The sequence below is a fragment of the Geobacter sp. FeAm09 genome, from assembly GCF_008330225.1.
Taxonomy (GTDB): Bacteria; Desulfobacterota; Desulfuromonadia; order Geobacterales; family Pseudopelobacteraceae; genus Oryzomonas.
Window position 1 is genome coordinate 4032321 of record NZ_CP042466.1, and the last position, 17941, is coordinate 4050261.

Sequence of the window (17941 nt, forward strand, 5' to 3'; positions counted from 1 at the left end):
GGAACACATGAAGTTTTTCATCGACACAGCCGACGTCAAGGAGATCCGCGCGGCCCATGAACTGGGGTTGGTGGACGGCGTTACCACCAACCCTTCCCTGATCGCCAAGTCGGGGCGCAAGTTCAAGGATGTCATCAAGGAGATCGTCTCCATCGTGGACGGCCCGATCTCGGCCGAGGTCATCTCCCTGGACGCCCCCGGCATGATCAAGGAAGCCAAGGAACTGGTCAAGATCCACAAGAACATCGTGGTCAAGGTGCCCATGACGCCGGAAGGGCTCAAGGCCACCAAGGCCCTGTCGGAAAAGGGGATCAAGACCAACGTGACCCTGATCTTCACCCCCCTGCAGGCGCTCCTGGCCGCCAAGGCCGGCGCCACCTACGTCTCCCCCTTCGTCGGCCGGCTGGACGACATCTCCCAGGACGGCATGGGGATCATCGAAGAGATCCGCACCATCTTCGACAACTACGGCTACACCGCCGAGATCATCGTGGCCAGCGTGCGCAACCCGATCCATGTCCTCAATTCGGCCCTGATCGGCGCCGATATCGCCACGATCCCCTACTCGGTCATCATGCAGCTTGCCAAGCACCCCCTGACCGATGCCGGCATCAAGAAGTTCCTGGCCGACTGGGAAAGCGTGCCCAAGTAAAGAAGGCCCATCGTGGCCACGGGGTCACGGAGGCGCAAAGAAAACCGGGAGCACGATGCGGTGACCGGTTTTTTCTCCGTGGCCCTGTGGCAGATCGTTGCCCCTGATTGCTTCGGTGATTAATATATGCAAATCCTGGTGTAGGGGCGCATTGCATGCGCCCTGATTGGGCGAACAGCAGTTCGCCCCTACGATTCAGATATTTAACCACCGAAACGGTATCTTCTCCCGGAGTTCCCGTGAAGCCTTCCCTTCCCAAACTTTCCATCCTCTTCTCCGCCTCCGAGGCCGCACCCTTTGCCAAGGAGGGGGGGCTGGGGGATGTGGTCGGCGCCCTGCCCAAGTACCTGTCGCGCATGGGGCACGATGTGCGCGTGGTCATCCCGCGCTACTATGCCGTCAACCGGGAGAAGTACGGCCTCAAGCAGCTGCCGGGGACGCTGGTGGTGCCCATGGGCATCATCGGCCGCATGTACTGCGGCGTCTACGAGGGCAAGCTGCCGGGGAGCGAGGTCCCGGTCTATTTCCTGGAGCACGAGCAGTTCTACGGCCGCTCCGGGCTCTACCAGCAGGACGGCCGGGGGTATCAGGACAACGACAACCGCTTCGTCTTCCTCTCCAAGGCCTCCCTGGAACTGTGCAAGATGCTCGACTGGGCGCCGGACGTGATCCATGCCCACGACTGGCACACCGGCGCCATTCCCCTCCTGCTCAACACCTCCTACCTGCACGACCGCTACGTGGGCAACGCCGCCTCGCTCCTCTCCATCCACAACATGCAGCACCAGGGCAACTACTATCCCGGCCTGATGGAGGTGCTCGGCGTCGGCTGGAAACACTTCAATTACCTGGAACTGGAAAAGGACGATCAGGTCAACCTGCTCAAGGGGGGGATCTACCACGCCACGCTCCTTTCCACGGTCAGCGAGGGATATGCCCGGGAGATCCAGACGGCGGAGTACGGCTGGGGGCTGGAGGGGGTGGTGCGGGAGCGGGCGGCCGACCTGTACGGCATCCTGAACGGCGTGGATTACGAGGAGTGGGACCCGGCCACCGACCACTGCATCGCCGCCACCTATACGGCCCGGACCGTGAAAAAGGGGAAGGCCGCCTGCAAGCGCGACCTGCAAGAGCGCATGGGGCTGCCCCTGCGTGCAGACGTGCCGCTGTTCGGCGTGGTCTCCCGCATGGTCAGGCAGAAGGGGACCGACCTGATCGCCGAGGCCATCCACCGCATCCTGGAGATGGATGTGCAGTTCGTCATGGTCGGCAACGGCGAGCCGTGGGCACACTTCTTTTTCGGCGACGTGGCCGCCGCCCATCCGGACAAGTTCGCCTGTTACATCGGCTACAGCGAGGAGTTGGCCCACAAGGTGGAGGCAGGGGCCGATTTCTTCGTCATGCCTTCGTCGTTCGAGCCGTGCGGCCTCAACCAGATGTACTCCCTGGCCTACGGCACCCCGCCCGTGGTGCGCGCCACCGGCGGCCTGGAGGACAGCGTGGAGAATTTCGACGAAGAGGCCCTGGCCGGCGACGGCTTCAAGTTCCACCACCATACCGCCGCTGCGCTCTTCGACACCATCGGCTGGGCGACCTGGACCTTCTTCAACAATCCCGCGGGGCTGGCGGCCCTCAGGAAAAACGGCATGAAGAAACGCTTCACCTGGGAGGCCGCGGCACTCAGGTACGACAAGCTCTATCGCCTGGCCGTCCGCCGGCGCCGCGGCGAGGAATACTTTCGCAATCGTTTCGGCGATTAGCAGGCTGTTGACCATAGTTGAACAACTCGGGTTGTTCAACTATGGTCAGATCGTCGCACCCGCTCGACAAGCCCTGAGGATACGTAGCCGGCCTTCGCCGCACGAAAGGGCGTTCGAGGACGAAGGCCCGATGGCTGTTTTTCAACAACCTACTTAGAGGTCCTGCCATGGCATCCGACCAGTACGACGTCGTCATCATCGGCACCGGCCCTGCAGCCCTCGGGGCCGCATTCCACCTCACCGACAAACTCCCCTCCCTCGCCATCCTGATGATCGACAAGGAAGCGGTCTGCTCCGGCGGCCTCCTGAACGACTGCAAGCAGAACTACTCCTATCCCATCGGCTTTGCCCAAGAGTACTGGACCAGGGAAGAGGCCGAACGGCTGCTGCCGCTCGTGGAGGAAAAGCTTCGGCCGGCCTTCAAGGAGCGGCACAACCTGGAGACCTACCGCCGGCGCGCCGAACGGATCGGGGTGACCCTCTACGACATCCGCCAGGCCCACGTGGGCACCGACCAAAGCACGTTTCTGATCCGGCGCCTGATGGCCGAACTCGCCGGCCGCGGGGTCCGCATCCTGCTGAAGCGCGAGGTGACCGACGTGCGGGAGTCGGGCGGCGGGGCGGAGCTGACCATCGACGGTGCGGAGCGGGTCCGGGCGGGCGCGGTGATCATGGCGCCGGGCAGAAAGGGGTTCGGCTTTCTGCAGCGCATCATGGAGCAACTCGGCATCCCCTACATCGACAACATCGTGGATGTGGGCATCCGTGTCGAGACGCGGCTGGCCAACTACCCCATCGTCAGGGATTATTACGATCCCAAGTTCTACTTTCCCGAACGGGTGCGGACCTTCTGCACCAATTCGGGGCACGCCCGGGTGGTGCTGGAGCGCTATGAGGACTTCAGCCTCGTCAACGGCCACGCCCTGTCGGAGCAGAAGAGCGGCAACGACCTGGTCAATTTCGCCCTCCTGAAGACCATCGGGCTGAAGGACCCGGTCCGCAGCGGCCAGCAGATGGCCCTCTTTCTCGGCCGGCTGGCCCACGAGATCGGCGGCGGCCGGCCGCTCATGCAGCGGGTGGGGGACTTCAGGATGGGGAAGCGCTCCTCGGCCGAGACCTTCAACGACGACCTCTACTCCTTCCGCCCCACCTGCCCGGTAACCGCCGGCGACCTGGGGCTGGCGGTCCCGGCCAAGATCATGCGCCACCTCTGGGCGGCCCTGAAGAAGCTCGACACCATCGTCCCCGGGGTCCTGCACCCCAGCACCATCATGTACTACCCCGAGATCAAGATGTACGCCAACAAGCCCACCTTCATCGACGCCCACTTCCGGGTCAGCCCCCACCTCTCCATGATCGGGGACGGTGCCGGCACCTCCCGGGGCATCACCGGCGCCTGGGCCAGCGGGATCAGGGCGGCCGAGGGGATCGTGCAGGCGCGGGGGTGAGGCGGTTCACGGCGCCGCATGCCGCACGGCTTGGCGGGAGCCCTTGTGAATTGCGCCGGGATTGGGTATGGTGTCCGGAATTGCCCCATTAGGTTCAGCACTATTACCGGGCGTAAGGAGCGAACGACCATGAAACGGATGATTGCGGCGATTCTGGGCACGGCGGTTATCTGCCTCGGCGGCTGCGCCGCGAGCCTGCCCCCCCATGAGGAACTGAACCGGGCGGTGAAAAAGAGCCTCGAGGCCACCGGGTTCAACTATAGCGCGAAGAGCAGGATCACCGATCTCTCCCTGCCGAAACGGGATGCGGAAACCACGGCCTCGGGCGCCAGGGGCTTGAAATACCTGGGGGCGGGCCTCGATATCGTCCGGGGATTTTCCGTGAACATGGACGGCGCCGTCGATATGAAGGCCAAAAAATCGGAGGTGCTGTACGACCTGCATTACGACAGGGACAACGTGGAGGTCTCCATCAGGCTGCCCCTGCTGATGGATTACGGCACCCAGACGATCTACGTCGGCCCGTCGCTTCTGCATACGGTCCTTGATGCCGTCGCTCCCCACTCCCCTGATACCAGGGGCCGGCTCATAAAGATAAACATCGGCGAACTGCTCCAGGAGGGCGCGGCAAACACCCCGGAACTTGCAAAGCTGCTCGGCGGGGACCGTTTCAGCGCACAGAGCATGGACCGGTACAACGACGTGTTCAAGGCCGTGCTCATGGCGGCCGTCACCAGGCTGGACGACTCCAACTGCAGCGACCAGCCGCTTACCGAGCGGGACGGGAAAGCCGGCGTGGCGCGGCGTATCCGGGTAACGTTGGGACATAGGGATGCCGTTGCCCTGGCTGTGGACATTATCGACGGCGTGGCCCAGGCCCTCTTTCGGGAGGGGGTCATCAACGAGCAAGAGCGTGCGCGACTGCTTACGCTTACGGACCGGCAGATGCTGGACGGCCTTGCCGACACATTGGTCCTGGCGATGACCAATGATGTGGGCATCGGGCATACGGGCCACATCGGCTTATGGGAGACCCGGCTGAGCGTTGCCGACAAGAAGGGGGGGTACCGGGTCGGCGTTGAGACGGTCAGCACGTTTGACCGCTACGATGCGCCGCGCTTCACCATGGCCCCCGAGGCCAGCCGGGCCGTTGACTTCAAAGAGGTGCTGAACGCCATACTGGCGGCCACGGCGAAGGACGAGGAGGACGCTTCGCAGATGGGCGAGGAGGACCCCGACGACGATTCCTGCACCCCGGAGGCCCCGGCCCCGGGTGGCCCGGAATCAACATTGTAGGGCTGTGGCGGCTTATTTTTCCCTCTTCCTTTGGCCCGCCGCTCCTTTCACCCGCATGCGCGAAAGTGGGCACGGCACCATGGCGCTTTGCCGCAGGTTTGGTATGATGGAGGAGTGTCGCACACCGTGTGAAAGGGAAACGCCATGACGGATGACAACAGCGTACCGGAAGGGCTCCGGCGCTCCAGGGAACATTCCGACGAGATGCTGGAATGGCTGCAGGGGCGGGGAAAGACCATCATCGTCATCCACGACAACCCGGACCCCGATTGCCTGGCCTCGGCCATGGCGTTCCGCCATCTGCTGGCCATGAAACTGAGCAGGGATGCGGTCATCACCTTTTCCGGCATGATCGGGCGCAGTGAAAACCTCGCCATGGCAAAGGCGTTGGAGATGACGCTCCACCCCCTGGAAATGGTCGATATGGCGGAGGTCAGCGCGGTCTGCATGCTGGACACCCAGCCGGGCACGGGGAACAACTCCCTCCCCCCGGGATGCCGGGTGGATATCCTCATCGACCATCATCCCCTACGGGATGCGAGCCGAACGTGCCGTTGGGCGGATGTGCGCGACGGTTACGGCGCCACCGCCACGATCCTCTACGAATACCTGGTGGCGCAGAACATCACCATCGGCACGAAACTGGCCACGGCCCTGTTCTACGCCATCAAATCCGAGACCCAGGACCTGGGACGGGAGGCGAACCGGCCCGACCGGGACGCATACCTGCGCCTTTTCCCCGTGGCCAACAAGCGGATTCTGTACGAAATAACCCATCCCAAGCTGCCGGTGGAGTACTTCCTGGCAATCCACAACGGCCTTGAAAACACGCTGATCTACGGGAAGCTGCTGGTGGTGAACCTGATGGCCATCTGCTTTCCCGAAATGGTGGCGGAGGTGGCCGACTACCTGATCAGGCTGGAGGGGGCCGAGACCGTGCTGAGCATGGGGCATTACAACGACGGGGTGATCCTCTCCCTCCGTACCACCGACAGCCTCCTCAACGCGGGCGAGACGATCAAGCGGCTGGTTGCGGGGCGGGGGACGGCCGGAGGGCACGGCACGATGGCGGGGGGCAAGCTGGACCGTGTGCCGTTTGACCCCGCTCTGCTGGCGGAGACCGAGGCGTTCCTGACCCAGGGGCTGTTGCGGGAGCTCTCCCTGGGGGACGTGACCCCCACCCGGCTGATCAAGCCCCGGTAGGCGAACGGGTCGGCCCGGCTTTCCCCCAACCCGTGTCGCCCCGCCGGCGAACCGTATCCTGCCGCCACCGGCACCGGAGCAGTGGACATGACCGCACCGATCCAAAACCTTCACCAGTTTCTCGCCCTTCTGGAAGAGCAAGGGGAACTGAGCCGCATCGAGGCAGAGGCCGATCCCATCCTGGAGATCGCCGCCATCACCGACCGGATCTGCAAAGAGCCGGCCGGCGGCCGGGCGCTCCTCTTCCAGCGCCCGAAGGGGAGCAGCCTCCCCGTGGCCACCAACCTGTTCGGCTCCCTCCGGCGGGTGTGCCTGGCCCTGGGCGTGGACCGGCTTGACCGCTTGACGGAGCGCATGGCCGCATTGCTGGCCCCGCTGCCGGATCAGGAGGTTGCCGGCCTCGACCGCCGGATCGGCGCCCTGCCGGAGTTCTCCCGTTTCGCCCCCGTTGCCGGGCGGGACCCTGACCTCGTGGCCATGGAGGAGCCCGACCTGGGCCGGTTCCCGTTCCTCCAGAGCTGGCCGGGGGATGGCGCCGGCGAGGGGCATGGGCGGTACATCACCCTGCCCCAGGTGTTCACCGCCGCCCCGGACGGCACCGGCCCCAACTGCGGCATGTACCGCTGCCAGGTGCGCGGCCCCCGAGAACTGGGCGTGCGCTGGCATCCGGGGAGCGGTGCGGCGCGGCATTTCGAGGCATACCGCCTGCGGGGCGAACCGATGCCGGTGGCGATCGCTCTGGGCGGGCCCCCGGCGGCGCTCTTCAGCGCCATGCTGCCGTTGCCGGGCGACCTGGATGAGATGACCTTTGCCGGCTTCCTGCGAAGAGCACCCCTTGACCTGGCCCCCTGCCGGAGCGTCCCGCTGCGGGTTCCGGCCGGATGCGAGGTGGTGATCGAGGGCTACGCCGATCCGGCTGAAACGGTTATGGAAGGGCCCTTCGGCAACCACACCGGCTTTTATGCACCCCCGGCACCGGTTCCCCTGGTGCGGGTGACCGCCGTCAGCCTCCGGGCCGATGCCGTTGTCCCGGCGACCCTGGTGGGGCCGCCCCCCATGGAGGACTGCTGGATGGCCGCGGCCTGGGAACGGCTGCTCGTCGCCTTGGTGCGCCGCATGGCGCCGGCGGTGGCCGATATCCGTTTTCCCCGGGAGTGGGTCTTCCACCAGAGCGCCATCATTTCCCTTGAAAACCCGCACCCCGGCATGGTAAGGGAGATGGCCGGCCTGCTCTGGCGGACCCCCTGGTTCGGGGCGGCCCGCCTGCTGCTCTTCGTCGCTGCGGATGCCGTCCCGGCGGACCTGTCCCGGGCGGCCTGGCGTAGCATCAACCTGGCGGACGCCGGCTGCGACCTGATCCGGGACGAGAGCGGCCTGCGGCTGGCGCTGGATGCCACCGGCAGCCGCGCGCCCCGCCCGCCGGTCGTCACGGACGGGGCAATTGCGGAGCAGGTGGCGCTGCGCTGGCGGGAATATGGGGTGTGAGTCCCCAACCGCTCTAAACGTTGAAGGCGATCTCTCGCAAAGCTCACAAAGGCACAAAGAGAAGGCAAGGCTCTCTGCCGTAACGTAACTGCCTTGTTTTGCGATGTTCTCTGGGCCTTCGTGAGCTTTAACGAACAGCGGTGAGCGGGTGAGAGAATCGTTCTGATTAAATTTTTGAAAGGTTCCCTGGAATGATAGCTATGGCAACGGAAACACGACTCATGCGCAAGATCACCGTATTCCTGGAGATGATCAAGTTCTCCCATACAGTCTTTGCGCTCCCCTTTGCCCTGACCGGGGCGCTTCTGGCGGCCAACGGCCTTCCCACCGGCCGTCAGGTCCTCTGGATCATCCTGGCCATGGCCGGTGCCCGCACGGCGGCCATGGGGCTGAACCGCCTGATCGACGCCGAGATCGACGCCAAGAACCCCCGTACCGCCAATCGCGCCATCCCGGCCGGCCTGATCGGCAAGGGGGCAACCCTGGTATTCATCGTTGCGGCCACGCTGGTTTTGCTCTTTGCCGCCATGATGCTCAACCCGCTCTGCCTGAAGCTGGCCCCGGTGGCCATCTTCTTCCTGGTGCTCTACTCCTTTTGCAAGCGCTTTACCGCCCTGGCCCACGTGGTGCTGGGGATTTGCCTGGCAGCGGCCCCCATGGGGGCCTGGATCGCCATTCGCGGCAGCATCGACACCCCCGCCCTGATCCTGGGGGGCATCGTCCTCTTCTGGGTGGCCGGCTTCGACATCCTCTACGCCCTCCAGGACCTGGAGTTCGACCGCGCCGCCGGGCTGCACTCCATCCCGGTCATGCTCGGGGTCGGGGGATCGCTCTGGGCGGCGCGCCTGTTCCACCTGGTGATGCTGGGACTGCTCCTGCTGCTGTTCGTCACCATGCACCTGGGGGTGCTGTTTTTGGCCGGCATCCTGGTGGCCAGCGCCATGCTGCTGTACGAACACCTGCTGCTCAAGGACGGCAACCTGGACAAGCTGGATGCGGCCTTTTTCAACATGAACGGCTATATCAGCATCGCCATCCTGGCCTTCACGGCAGCAGAGCTGCTGGTGAAGTGGCCATGACCACGCAAAAAAGGGTATTCGTCGCCCTGACCGGGGCATCGGGGGCGATCTACGGCATCCGCCTGATGGAGGAACTCCTCAAGCGGGGCTTTCTGCTCACCGTGGCGGCCAGCGAGAGCGGGCAACTGGTCTGTCGCGAGGAGACCGGCCTGGATCTGGGGGGCGCTCCCTCCGCCGCCACGGCGCGGCTCTGCGCCCATCTCGGCGTGAAACTGGGGGTGGAGGTGGTGGCGGCCGACGACCTCCTGGCCTGCGCTGCCAGCGGTTCCGCCGCGCCGGCGGCAATGGCCGTGGCGCCGTGCAGCATGGGCACCCTGGCGCGCATCGCCCACGGCACCTCCGGCAACCTGATCGAGCGGGCGGCGGATGTGATGCTCAAGGAGCGCCGCCCCCTGCTGCTGGTCCCGCGGGAGACGCCGCTCTCGGAGATCCATCTGGAAAACATGCTCAAGCTTGCCCGTGCCGGGGTCCGCATCATCCCGGCCATGCCGGCCTTTTACCACCGGCCGGCAACCATCGACGACCTGGTGAACTTCGTGGTGGGCAAGGTCCTGGACCAGTTGGACATCCCCAACGACCTCTTCAAACGCTGGGGCGATCGCTGACGCCCGCACCATGCCCCACCCGCCTCCACCCATCGCCGCCTACCTGCGCAGCCGTGCCGTTGCCGCTCCCTGGCAGATCCAAGGCCTGCCCGCCGGGCCGTTTACGGGCGCCGTGGTCATCCCCAGCCTGGCGGAGTGCCGCAACCTCCCCCTGACGCTCCACTCCCTGGCCGCCAATCCGCCCGAGGTCCGCGCCCGTTTCCTGCTCCTGGTGGTGGTCAACCAGCGGGGGGACGCCTCCCCCGGGGAACAGGCCGACAACCGGGCAACCCTGGAGATGTTGCCCGCCTGGAAAGGGGAGTACGGGCTGGAGCATCTGCACTGGGTGGATGCCGCCTCGCCGGGCAGCGAACTGCCGCCGAAGCAGGGGGTGGGGCTGGCGCGCAAGATCGGCCTGGATCTGGCCCTGGCGCACCTGGATTTTGCCGGGGGCGATCCGCTTCTGGTCTGCCTCGACGCCGACACCACCGTCCAGCCCGACTATCTGGCGGCCATAGAAGAACACTTTGCCTGCACGGCAGAGGGGGGAGCGAGCATCCCCTACCGCCATCGCCCGGCCGGCGACCCGGCAGGCCAGGCGGCCATCGACCGCTACGAGCTGTTCCTGCGGGCCTATGTGCTGGGGTTGCAGCAGGCCGGTTCGCCCTATGCCTTCCCCACCGTGGGGAGCGCCATGGCCTGTCGGGCCTCGGCCTACGCCGCCAGCGGGGGGATGAACCGCCGTCTGGCCGGCGAGGACTTCTACTTCCTCCAGCAGGTGCACAAGGTGGCCGGGGTAGCCTCCCTCACAGGCACCGTCGTCCACCCGTCGCCCCGTGCTTCCCACCGGGTTCCCTTCGGCACCGGCCGGGCGGTGGGGGATATGCTCGCGTCCGGGGAGGGGCGGCTGCTCTTCTATCAGCCGGTGCTGTTCCGGATCCTGGGGGAGTGGCTGGCGTGCGTGGCGGGGCATGGGGGTGCCGACGGTGCCGGGCTGCTGGACCGCGCAGGCGCCATTTCGCCCCACCTGCGGGAATTCCTGGGACAGGCCGGTTTCGGTGCGGCCTGGGACAACCTGCTGCGGCACAACCCCGGCGAGGGGCGCCTGATGACCGCCTTTCACGGCTGGTTCGACGCCTTCCGCACCATGCGCCTGCTGCATCACTTAAGCGACAACGGCTGGCCCCGCGTCCCGCCGGAAGAGGCCGTGGGGCCGCTGCTGGAACGGGCCGGGTCCGAGGGTGCCCCTGATGTGGGAGGGCTGCTGGAGCGGCTGAGGGGACTCCAGGGGGTGTGAAAAGCATACGGGAAGATAAACAAAGGGCGCACCGTCTGTTGGCCAAGCCGGTCGGTTAAGGTGTTGAAAGTTGAAATGCAAAAGGTCTTCTGGCAAACGCTGGAAGACCTTTTTGTTGTGTACAAATCTCATAGAAATTCATGTTGTTTTATTAGACTTTTGCGATTTCTTCGCCAAATACCAGACCAAGAGGAGTATCGGCGCGCAAAGAACTAGAGCGGGGAGACGAAGAGACTGAGTTGTAGCTAAATTCCCATCAAGCAACATATCCAATAAAGATGGGTAATAGCGGTTTATCAGGGAGTAGTTCCCGACCATGATCGCAATGACAAAAGGAGCAAATAGCAGCGAGAGTAGGCTCAAGGGCCAATGCCAGCGCGATTCCTTTGTGTTCCGCCAGACGATTCCTGCAACCGGCAGACTTAGGATGAGCAGAAATGTAAAGGTGAAGGCGAAGAATACAAACATGCGCATTGCTCCTTTATCAATACCTTAACCGACCGGCTTGGTCTGTTGGCGGTAAGCCCTTTTGTCCCTCCATGTCGCACAAGTTGCGCGTCAGCTCTTCTGCAATACCGCCTCGGCAACGGCCCGGCCCAGGGCCCGGCACTGTTCCAGGGCCTCCGCCTTGGGGTTGAAAGGGGTGCGGACCGATTCGCCCACCAGTTTGAAACCGATCCCCTTCAACCGCTCCTCGGCCATCTTGCACGCCTCGCCGCTCCAGCCGTAGCTGCCGAACACCGCCGCCAGGCTGCTCTTGAGCTTGACGGTGCTGAGGTAGGCTAAAACGTCCCACATGGGCTTGGGGATGTCGCGGTTGATGGTGGGGATGCCGAAGATGAGGGCTTCGGCCTCTTCCATGATGTTGCGCACCTCGTCGGCGCCCAAATGGCTGATGTGGTAACTGATGACCTCCACGCCGTCGGCCTTGGCGCCGTCGGCCACCGCCGTGGCCATCTTTTCCGTGTTGCCGTGGGGCGACAGGTAGAGGATGAAGATCTTTTTCACCAGGGTCGTCGGCTTGCTCCAGCTCTCGAACTGCTCGATGGCCTTCCAGGGGTCCTGTCTGATGATCGGGCCGTGGCTGGGGCAGATCATGTCGATCACGTCGTGGCGGATCTTTTCCACCGCGGAGAGCACCTTGTCCTTGAAGGGGCGCATGAGGCAGTCGTAGTAGAAGCGGCGGGCCGAGGTGATGTCCTCTATCTCGTCGTTGAAAAGGTGCCCCGGGCTGCAGTAATGGGAGCCGAAGGCGTCGCAGGTGAAGAGGATGTTGTCCCCCTCCAGGCGGGTGAACATGGTGTCGGGCCAGTGCAGAAACGGGGCCATGATGAAGCGCAGCTTGCGGCCCCCCAGATCGATGGTGTCGCCGTCCTTGACGACCTGGGAGGTGAACGGTTTGTGTATCAGGTTGCCGAGGAAGGTCTTGGCGGCGGTGGTGGACACCACCGTGGCCTGGGGGCAGTGCTCCAGCAGGTAGGCGACCGACCCGGAGTGGTCGGGCTCGGCGTGGTTGACGATGATGTAGTCGATACTCTTCGGATCGACCAGCGATTTGATCTTGTCCATGAACTCATCGGCCCGTTTGCCTTTGACCGTGTCGATGATGGCGACCTTCTCGCTCCCCTTGATCAGGTAGGAATTATAGGTGGTGCCGTGTTCGGTGGGGAAGAGGTCGTCAAAGAGGCGCAGGTCCGGGTCTTCCGATCCGATCCAGTAAAGTCCCGGTTTTATTTCAACAGTTCCCAGCATGGCGGCAGTTCTCCTTTTCGTCGTTTCTTGCAGTGAACCACGACGGCGCTGTCGTAAATCCCCGTTCTTGACAAATTTTGTCCTTTATTATACCAGACCATTTCCCCATGGACAAGATATATCAGAAGAAGGAGGTTGTGCCGGGGCCCCTGATCTGCTACAAATTCAGCCATGAGCCAGATTGTTCGGACAAGGATCGATGCCCTGCGGCCGCTTCTCCGGGACGCGGACCCGGAGGTGCGCGCCGCCGTTGCCACGGCGATCGAGCGGCTGGAGGCCACCGGCGGCATCGACGAGATCCTCCACGCGCTGAAAACCGGGAATACGGGCGCGCGGGTCGCCGCCATCCATGCCCTGGGCGAGATCGGCGGCGACCGGGCGGTCGCCCCGCTGGTCTACTGCGCCGGCCGGCCGGAGGCCGACATTCGCTCCGCAGCGGTGGAGGCGCTCGGCCGGCTGGCCGTCCCTTCCACGCTGCCGGTGCTGCTGGAGCGTCTCGATGATGAGAATACCGCCATCCGGGGGCGGGCGATAGGGGCCTTGGCCGCTTTCCCCCCCTCGCAGCTTCTGTACGAACGGCTGCGGCCGTTTCTGGCGGCGGCGGACGGGACTCTGGAGGCCGAAGCCGCCCTGGCCCTGGCCCGGCTCAAGGATCTTTCCTCCGAGGGGCGCATCACGACGCTTCTGGCCTCGCCCCACGCCGCCACCCGCCAGGCTGCCGCTACGGCCCTGAGCCTGCTCCCGCTGGAGTTTCAATTTCTCCCGGCATCGAACGGCGAAAAGTAACGGCTACCCGCCGCTGCGCGGGACGCTGGGCCGTCAGTAATGCCGGGAGTTGATCAGGCTCCCCACGTCGATGTTCTTCAGGAGCGGATCCACCACCGCCACAATCCTGGCATAGCTTGTTCCGTCCCGTTCCGCCAGCTTCTGTTCCCGGGGCGCGGGGAGGCGGGCGCCGTCCGCTGTCAGCACGATCCTGACCACCGGCGCCTCTTCGTCCAGCGGGTTGGGGCGGTGGACGAGGGCCACCTCGTTGGTGTCCAGGCGCACCAGCGTTCCCACCGGGTATCTGCCCATCATCCCCACGAAGCGGGTCACCAGGTCGCCGTCCAGGATGGTCCCCATCAGTTTCTGCATCACCCCCAGGGCGGCCCGCGGGGTGACGGGATGCTGGTAGACCCGCAGGGTGGTGATGGCGTCGTAGGTGTCGGCGATGGCGATGATGTCGATCATCCGGTCGTAGTCGAAGCCGCGGGCCCATTCGGGATACCCGCTGCGGTTGTAGTGCAGGTGGTGCCCCAGGACGGCCTGGCCGACCCGGGGACCGAGCCCTTCCATCTCGCGGATGATCTTGGCCCCCAGTTCCGAGTGGCGCTGCATCTCCCGGAACTCCGCACCGGACAATTTGCCCGGCTTGTTGACGATCTCCTTGGGAATCATGGTCTTGCCGATGTCGTGCAGCTGCCCGGCAATGCCGACCTCCCTGACGCCGTCCGCGTCCATGCCGAGGGCGGCCCCCAGGGACATGGCCAGCACCCCCACGTTGACGCAGTGGTTGAAGGTGTAGTTGTCGTAGTCCTTGATCATGGCGAGTCCCAGGAGGGTGGAGGGATCGCGCAGGGTGATGCCGGCCAGCCGCTGTACCGCGCCGATCACCGGGGCGCTGCTGGGGATCCGTCCCTGCTCGATGTCGCGGCAGACGCCCCGGATGGCACCCAGGGCCTGGCCGTAGGTGGCCAGGGCGTAGCCTTCACCCATCTCGTCGTCCCCCTCCTCCGGCTGATCGGGCAGGGGGGCGTCCTTCCGGCGCGCCACCAGGATGTGGCGTATCTGCTGCCGCTCCATCCGGGCGCGGAGTTCGTCGGGTCCGTCCGTGGTGCCGGAGAGGAGGCGCACGAACTCCTGAAGCTCGTCAAAGGTCAGTCCGCTCTCCATGACGATCCGGTCGATCCCCTTTTCCATCATCCGGTTGGTCAGATCGGCAACAGCGGTGGAGGGTGTGATGAAGAGATGCTCCCCGAAGAACATGAGGCCATCCACAGTCCCCCAGGTGATGTGGCCGTTCTGGGCCAGAGCGGCGCCGAAAAGCCGGTCCAGCTCAAGCAGGGGCTGGCGGATGGCGGGATGGGAGGGGGGGTAGAAGGCCATGCCCTTGACCGCGCCGGAGAAGAGGGTGATCATCCGCAGGGCGAGTTGTTTGTCCACCTCCCCCATGGTCACTCCTTTGCCCGCTCGATGGCGCCGAGGGCTTCGGTGCAGGCACGGGCCAGCTCGCCCGAGCCGCGCGCCTTCTTTCTCAGGGCCGGCAGGGCGCGGCTGTCGTCCAGTTTGGCCAGACAGCCGGCGATGCCGATCTTGAACTGGGTCCAGCGGCTGCGCGCGAACAGGTGCCTGCTTTCGAGGAGCCGTACGAGGCGCGGGGTTGCCTGCTGGTCGCCGATCATGGCGATTGCCGCCAGGGCGTCGCATTTCAGGGCGAGGTTTTGCAGGAACCGGTCATCGGCGCAGACGATCTGCAAGAGCACGGCAAGGGCCTTGCGGCTCTTCATGCCGCCGAGGGAGGCGATCGCCTGGGGCCACAGCGCCGAGTCGGCGCTGCGCAGAATGTCGATGACGGCCGTCTCCGCCTGGGGACCGCCGATTTTCGCCAGGCTGCGGATCGCCTCCTTGGCGACCCTGCCGTCAGGGTTCCGCAGGCATTTCTCCAGTTCGGGGACCGCCTCCCGGCTGCCCATGTCCCCGAGGATGGCGGCCAGGTTTCTGGCCACATACCAGCGCTTGTCGTTCAGCATGGCCAGGATGGGGGCAACGGCGGACTCTCCCAGGCGTCCCAGCAGTTGGATCAGCTTTTTGCGCACGGCCGGGGTATCGGCCAGGGCCATCTTCTCCACGGCGTGCTGGATTGCAGCCTCGCCGCCGGCCACCATAACGGCCAGGCCACCCCGGGGAGAAATTCCGTTGGCCGTGCCCAGGCTCTCCAGAACGAATTCGAGGAACTCCTCCCGCGCGGCAAGCTGCTCAAGTCCGAAGCGGGCAACCCCCATGATCTTTTTCCCGCGTCCCGGATCGCCCATATGCTGGGCGAGGATCTCCGCCAGGGGGAGTACGGGCGCCAGCTCGCGGCGGGCCATGAGCGCCTCGCAGCAGGCAATGCCCTGACGGGCGAGCATGGGGTAGATGTCTTCGTCAACGGTCGTGCTCAGGCGGCTCAGGAGGGCGTACAGGGCCTGCTCCGGGTCGGCGTCTTCGGGGGCGGTGGGCGAAAGTTCCTGGGCGGCCGGGTGCTCCCAGCCGCCCCTTTCGATCTCGTCGAGCCCCGGCGGAACCACCCCCCGGGACTCGACTTCGCGACGTTTGCCCCTGATGGCCGCGAGGTCGAATTCGTTGGCCCAGATGGTGCGGATGCCGTGGTCGCCCATGACCCTTGCCAGGCCGCCTGCCTGCTGGATGGCGTCGGGTGACGCGGAGACGATCCTGATGAAGCCCAGGAGATCTTCCTGGAAGAGGTCGCGGAGAAAGGTGATTTTTTGCGCCCGCCGGGCAAAGAGCTCGAAGGAGAGGGCAGCGGTCATGCGCATGCCGTCCTGAAGCGGCTCACCGTTCGGCAGGCTGAATCCGCCGCGCCCGCACACAAGGGACAGATCGCTGCCGTCCAGCGCCCGCTGGAGGGAGAGGTACGCCTGGAGGATACTGTTCTTGCGGCTGGGGTGCCCTTTGGGGTAGAACTGCCATGCACGCAACGCCCGGCTGACGTTGCCCAGGGCCTCCAGAACGGCGGGGGGCGATGAAGGAGTGGTGACCTGCATGTGCGCTTCCTTGTGGAATGCCGGAGTGATGTGCAATACTATACGGATTATGGCGGGTTTTTGTCAAATCCAATGCGGGCGGCGGCTGCGCCGGTCATGTCGGGAACCGGGCCGCGCGGTCGGCTCCTTGCCCGGCGGCCGCATCGGACATAGAGAGGTGAAGCATGAAGCATAAAACCGTTTTTGCCTGCCAGAAGTGCGGCTGCCAATCACCGAAATGGTTGGGGAAATGCCCCGATTGCGGCGCCTGGAACAGCATGGCCGAAGAGGCGGCCGCCAAACCGGCCCCCGGCCTGCCGGCGGGCGGGGCCTCCCGCCCGGTACCGATCTGTGATGTGCCGTGCCAAGCGGAGACGCGCATCAGCTGCGGCATCGTCGAACTGGACCGGGTACTGGGGGGGGGATCGTACCCGGTTCCCTGGTGCTGATCGGCGGTGACCCCGGCATCGGCAAGTCAACCCTGCTGCTCCAGGCCATGAACAATCTGGCTGCGGGCGGCGGACCGGTGCTGTATGTGTCCGGCGAGGAGTCCGCCTCCCAGACCCGCTTGCGGGGGGAGCGGCTGGGGGCCTCCCACAAGGGGCTGCTGGTCCTGGCGGAAAATTCGCTGGAGGCCATCGTCGCCCAGGCCGCAGCCCTCAAGCCGCAGGCGCTGGTGGTGGACTCCATCCAGACGGTCTGGACCTCCTCGCTGGAGTCCGCCCCCGGCAGCGTCAGCCAGGTCAGGGAGTCGGCCGGCAAACTGATGCTCCTGGCCAAGGGGCACAACATCCCGGCTTTTCTGGTGGGGCACGTCACCAAGGACGGCGCCATCGCCGGGCCGCGGGTGCTCGAACACATGGTGGATACGGTGCTGTACTTCGAGGGGGACGGCAGCCATCCTTTCCGCATCCTGCGGGCGGTCAAGAACCGTTTCGGCTCCACCAACGAGATCGGTGTGTTCGAGATGAAGCAGGAGGGGCTGCGCTGTGTGGACAACCCTTCGGAACTCTTCCTTGCCGAGCGGCCCCTCGGGGTCGCCGGCTCCGTGGTCACCACCTCCCTCGAAGGGAGCCGGCCGCTGCTGGTGGAACTCCAGGCGCTGGTGAGCCAGTCGTCCTACGGCGTCCCCCGCCGCACCACCATCGGGGTGGACCACAACCGCCTGGCGCTGTTGGTGGCGGTACTGGAAAAAAAGGTCGGGCTGCACCTGGCCGGGCAGGACATCTTTCTCAACGCCGCCGGGGGGGTACGGCTCAACGAACCGGCAGCCGACCTGGCCATGATCATGGCGGTGGCCTCCAGCCACCTGGACAAGGTGATCGCCCCCCAGACCGTCATCCTGGGCGAGGTGGGGCTGGCCGGGGAGGTGCGGGCCGTGACCCAGCCGGAGCAGCGTATTGCCGAAGCGGAAAAGCTCGGCTTCCAGACCGCCATCCTGCCTGCCGGCAACCTGAAAAGGCTCAAGAAGGGAAAGATCAAGCTCGTGGGGGTTTCCTCGGTTGATGAGGCCATGAACCACGTTCTGGAATAGCGCCCGGCCCGGCCCGCAGCCATTTTTTTCTGGACTTGGACTACGGTAACCTATAAAATCTGTACA

The 17941-nt window shown here is 65.1% G+C and carries 14 protein-coding genes and 1 pseudogene; 11 read left to right on the plus strand and 4 right to left on the minus strand.

The genetic code is table 11. From position 1 onward, the window contains the following. The first annotated feature begins 7 nt into the window (after positions 1-7). From fsa to FO488_RS18965, 9 genes are all read left to right on the plus strand, one after another. Positions 8-652 (plus strand): fructose-6-phosphate aldolase, encoded by a 645-nt coding sequence (gene fsa, locus FO488_RS18925; RefSeq protein ID WP_149211987.1) that lies wholly within the window; start codon positions 8-10, stop codon positions 650-652. A gap of 239 nt (positions 653-891) precedes the next feature. Continuing rightward, positions 892-2412 (plus strand): glycogen synthase, encoded by a 1521-nt coding sequence (locus FO488_RS18930; protein WP_240732061.1) that lies wholly within the window; start codon positions 892-894, stop codon positions 2410-2412. 167 nt (positions 2413-2579) lie between these two features. Further along, positions 2580-3860, plus strand: coding sequence for an FAD/NAD(P)-binding protein (locus tag FO488_RS18935; protein ID WP_149211989.1), 1281 nt, complete (start codon positions 2580-2582; stop codon positions 3858-3860). Positions 3861-3989: 129 nt separating this feature from the next. Next, positions 3990-5156 (plus strand): hypothetical protein, encoded by a 1167-nt coding sequence (locus tag FO488_RS18940; RefSeq protein ID WP_149211990.1) that lies wholly within the window; start codon positions 3990-3992, stop codon positions 5154-5156. Between the two features lie 144 nt (positions 5157-5300). Next, entirely contained in the window at positions 5301-6359 is a 1059-nt protein-coding gene (locus FO488_RS18945; protein ID WP_149211991.1) for a bifunctional oligoribonuclease/PAP phosphatase NrnA, read from the plus strand. Positions 6360-6446: 87 nt separating this feature from the next. Beyond that, positions 6447-7844, plus strand: a complete 1398-nt coding sequence (locus tag FO488_RS18950; protein WP_149211992.1) for a UbiD family decarboxylase — start codon at positions 6447-6449, stop codon at positions 7842-7844. A 200-nt stretch (positions 7845-8044) separates the two neighbouring features. Next, positions 8045-8923: a 4-hydroxybenzoate octaprenyltransferase gene (locus FO488_RS18955; RefSeq protein WP_149211993.1), complete on the plus strand. Its 879-nt coding sequence runs from the start codon at positions 8045-8047 to the stop codon at positions 8921-8923. Further along, complete coding sequence (locus FO488_RS18960) at positions 8920-9528, plus strand: UbiX family flavin prenyltransferase (RefSeq protein WP_149211994.1); 609 nt, start codon at positions 8920-8922, stop codon at positions 9526-9528. Before FO488_RS18955 ends, FO488_RS18960 begins: the two co-directional genes overlap by 4 nt. A 10-nt stretch (positions 9529-9538) precedes the next feature. Continuing rightward, a complete protein-coding gene (locus tag FO488_RS18965; RefSeq protein ID WP_149211995.1) occupies positions 9539-10804 on the plus strand; it encodes a glycosyltransferase family 2 protein in 1266 nt (421 codons plus the stop codon). Positions 10805-10942: 138 nt separating this feature from the next. Here FO488_RS18965 and FO488_RS18970 read toward each other — a convergent pair whose 3' ends face one another. Both FO488_RS18970 and FO488_RS20745 read right to left on the minus strand, forming a co-directional pair. Then, positions 10943-11272 carry a hypothetical protein gene (locus FO488_RS18970; protein WP_149211996.1) on the minus strand — a complete coding sequence of 110 codons (330 nt, stop codon included), beginning with the start codon at positions 11270-11272 and terminating at the stop codon, positions 10943-10945. 90 nt (positions 11273-11362) lie between these two features. Continuing rightward, positions 11363-12556, minus strand: coding sequence for an FprA family A-type flavoprotein (locus FO488_RS20745; RefSeq protein WP_149211997.1), 1194 nt, complete (start codon positions 12554-12556; stop codon positions 11363-11365). Positions 12557-12727: 171 nt separating this feature from the next. Between FO488_RS20745 and FO488_RS18980 the strand changes: the two genes are divergently transcribed. Then, complete coding sequence (locus FO488_RS18980) at positions 12728-13342, plus strand: HEAT repeat domain-containing protein (protein ID WP_149211998.1); 615 nt, start codon at positions 12728-12730, stop codon at positions 13340-13342. Between the two features lie 33 nt (positions 13343-13375). Here FO488_RS18980 and FO488_RS18985 read toward each other — a convergent pair whose 3' ends face one another. Continuing rightward, the gene (locus tag FO488_RS18985; RefSeq protein ID WP_149211999.1) at positions 13376-14770 is read right to left on the minus strand and encodes an HD-GYP domain-containing protein; all 1395 of its coding nucleotides are present in this window, start codon (positions 14768-14770) and stop codon (positions 13376-13378) included. A gap of 2 nt (positions 14771-14772) precedes the next feature. Next, positions 14773-16362 (minus strand): HEAT repeat domain-containing protein, encoded by a 1590-nt coding sequence (locus tag FO488_RS18990; RefSeq protein WP_149212000.1) that lies wholly within the window; start codon positions 16360-16362, stop codon positions 14773-14775. A gap of 164 nt (positions 16363-16526) precedes the next feature. On the opposite strand from FO488_RS18990, the pseudogene radA reads away from it, so the two are divergent. Further along, positions 16527-17875: pseudogene (radA, locus tag FO488_RS18995) on the plus strand (DNA repair protein RadA). Positions 17876-17941 lie beyond the last annotated feature (66 nt).

What these genes read in the sequence shown, in the direction of transcription:
- fsa (WP_149211987.1), top strand. Translation starts at nt 8, where the DNA reads ATGAAGTTTTTCATCGACACAGCCGACGTCAAGGAGATCCGCGCGGCC.
- FO488_RS18935 (WP_149211989.1), top strand. Translation starts at nt 2,580, where the DNA reads ATGGCATCCGACCAGTACGACGTCGTCATCATCGGCACCGGCCCTGCA.
- FO488_RS18940 (WP_149211990.1), top strand. Translation starts at nt 3,990, where the DNA reads ATGAAACGGATGATTGCGGCGATTCTGGGCACGGCGGTTATCTGCCTC.
- FO488_RS18945 (WP_149211991.1), top strand. Translation starts at nt 5,301, where the DNA reads ATGACGGATGACAACAGCGTACCGGAAGGGCTCCGGCGCTCCAGGGAA.
- FO488_RS18950 (WP_149211992.1), top strand. Translation starts at nt 6,447, where the DNA reads ATGACCGCACCGATCCAAAACCTTCACCAGTTTCTCGCCCTTCTGGAA.
- FO488_RS18955 (WP_149211993.1), top strand. Translation starts at nt 8,045, where the DNA reads ATGGCAACGGAAACACGACTCATGCGCAAGATCACCGTATTCCTGGAG.
- FO488_RS18960 (WP_149211994.1), top strand. Translation starts at nt 8,920, where the DNA reads ATGACCACGCAAAAAAGGGTATTCGTCGCCCTGACCGGGGCATCGGGG.
- FO488_RS18965 (WP_149211995.1), top strand. Translation starts at nt 9,539, where the DNA reads ATGCCCCACCCGCCTCCACCCATCGCCGCCTACCTGCGCAGCCGTGCC.
- FO488_RS18970 (WP_149211996.1), bottom strand. Translation starts at nt 11,272, where the DNA reads ATGTTTGTATTCTTCGCCTTCACCTTTACATTTCTGCTCATCCTAAGT.
- FO488_RS20745 (WP_149211997.1), bottom strand. Translation starts at nt 12,556, where the DNA reads ATGCTGGGAACTGTTGAAATAAAACCGGGACTTTACTGGATCGGATCG.
- FO488_RS18980 (WP_149211998.1), top strand. Translation starts at nt 12,728, where the DNA reads ATGAGCCAGATTGTTCGGACAAGGATCGATGCCCTGCGGCCGCTTCTC.
- FO488_RS18985 (WP_149211999.1), bottom strand. Translation starts at nt 14,770, where the DNA reads ATGGGGGAGGTGGACAAACAACTCGCCCTGCGGATGATCACCCTCTTC.
- FO488_RS18990 (WP_149212000.1), bottom strand. Translation starts at nt 16,362, where the DNA reads ATGCAGGTCACCACTCCTTCATCGCCCCCCGCCGTTCTGGAGGCCCTG.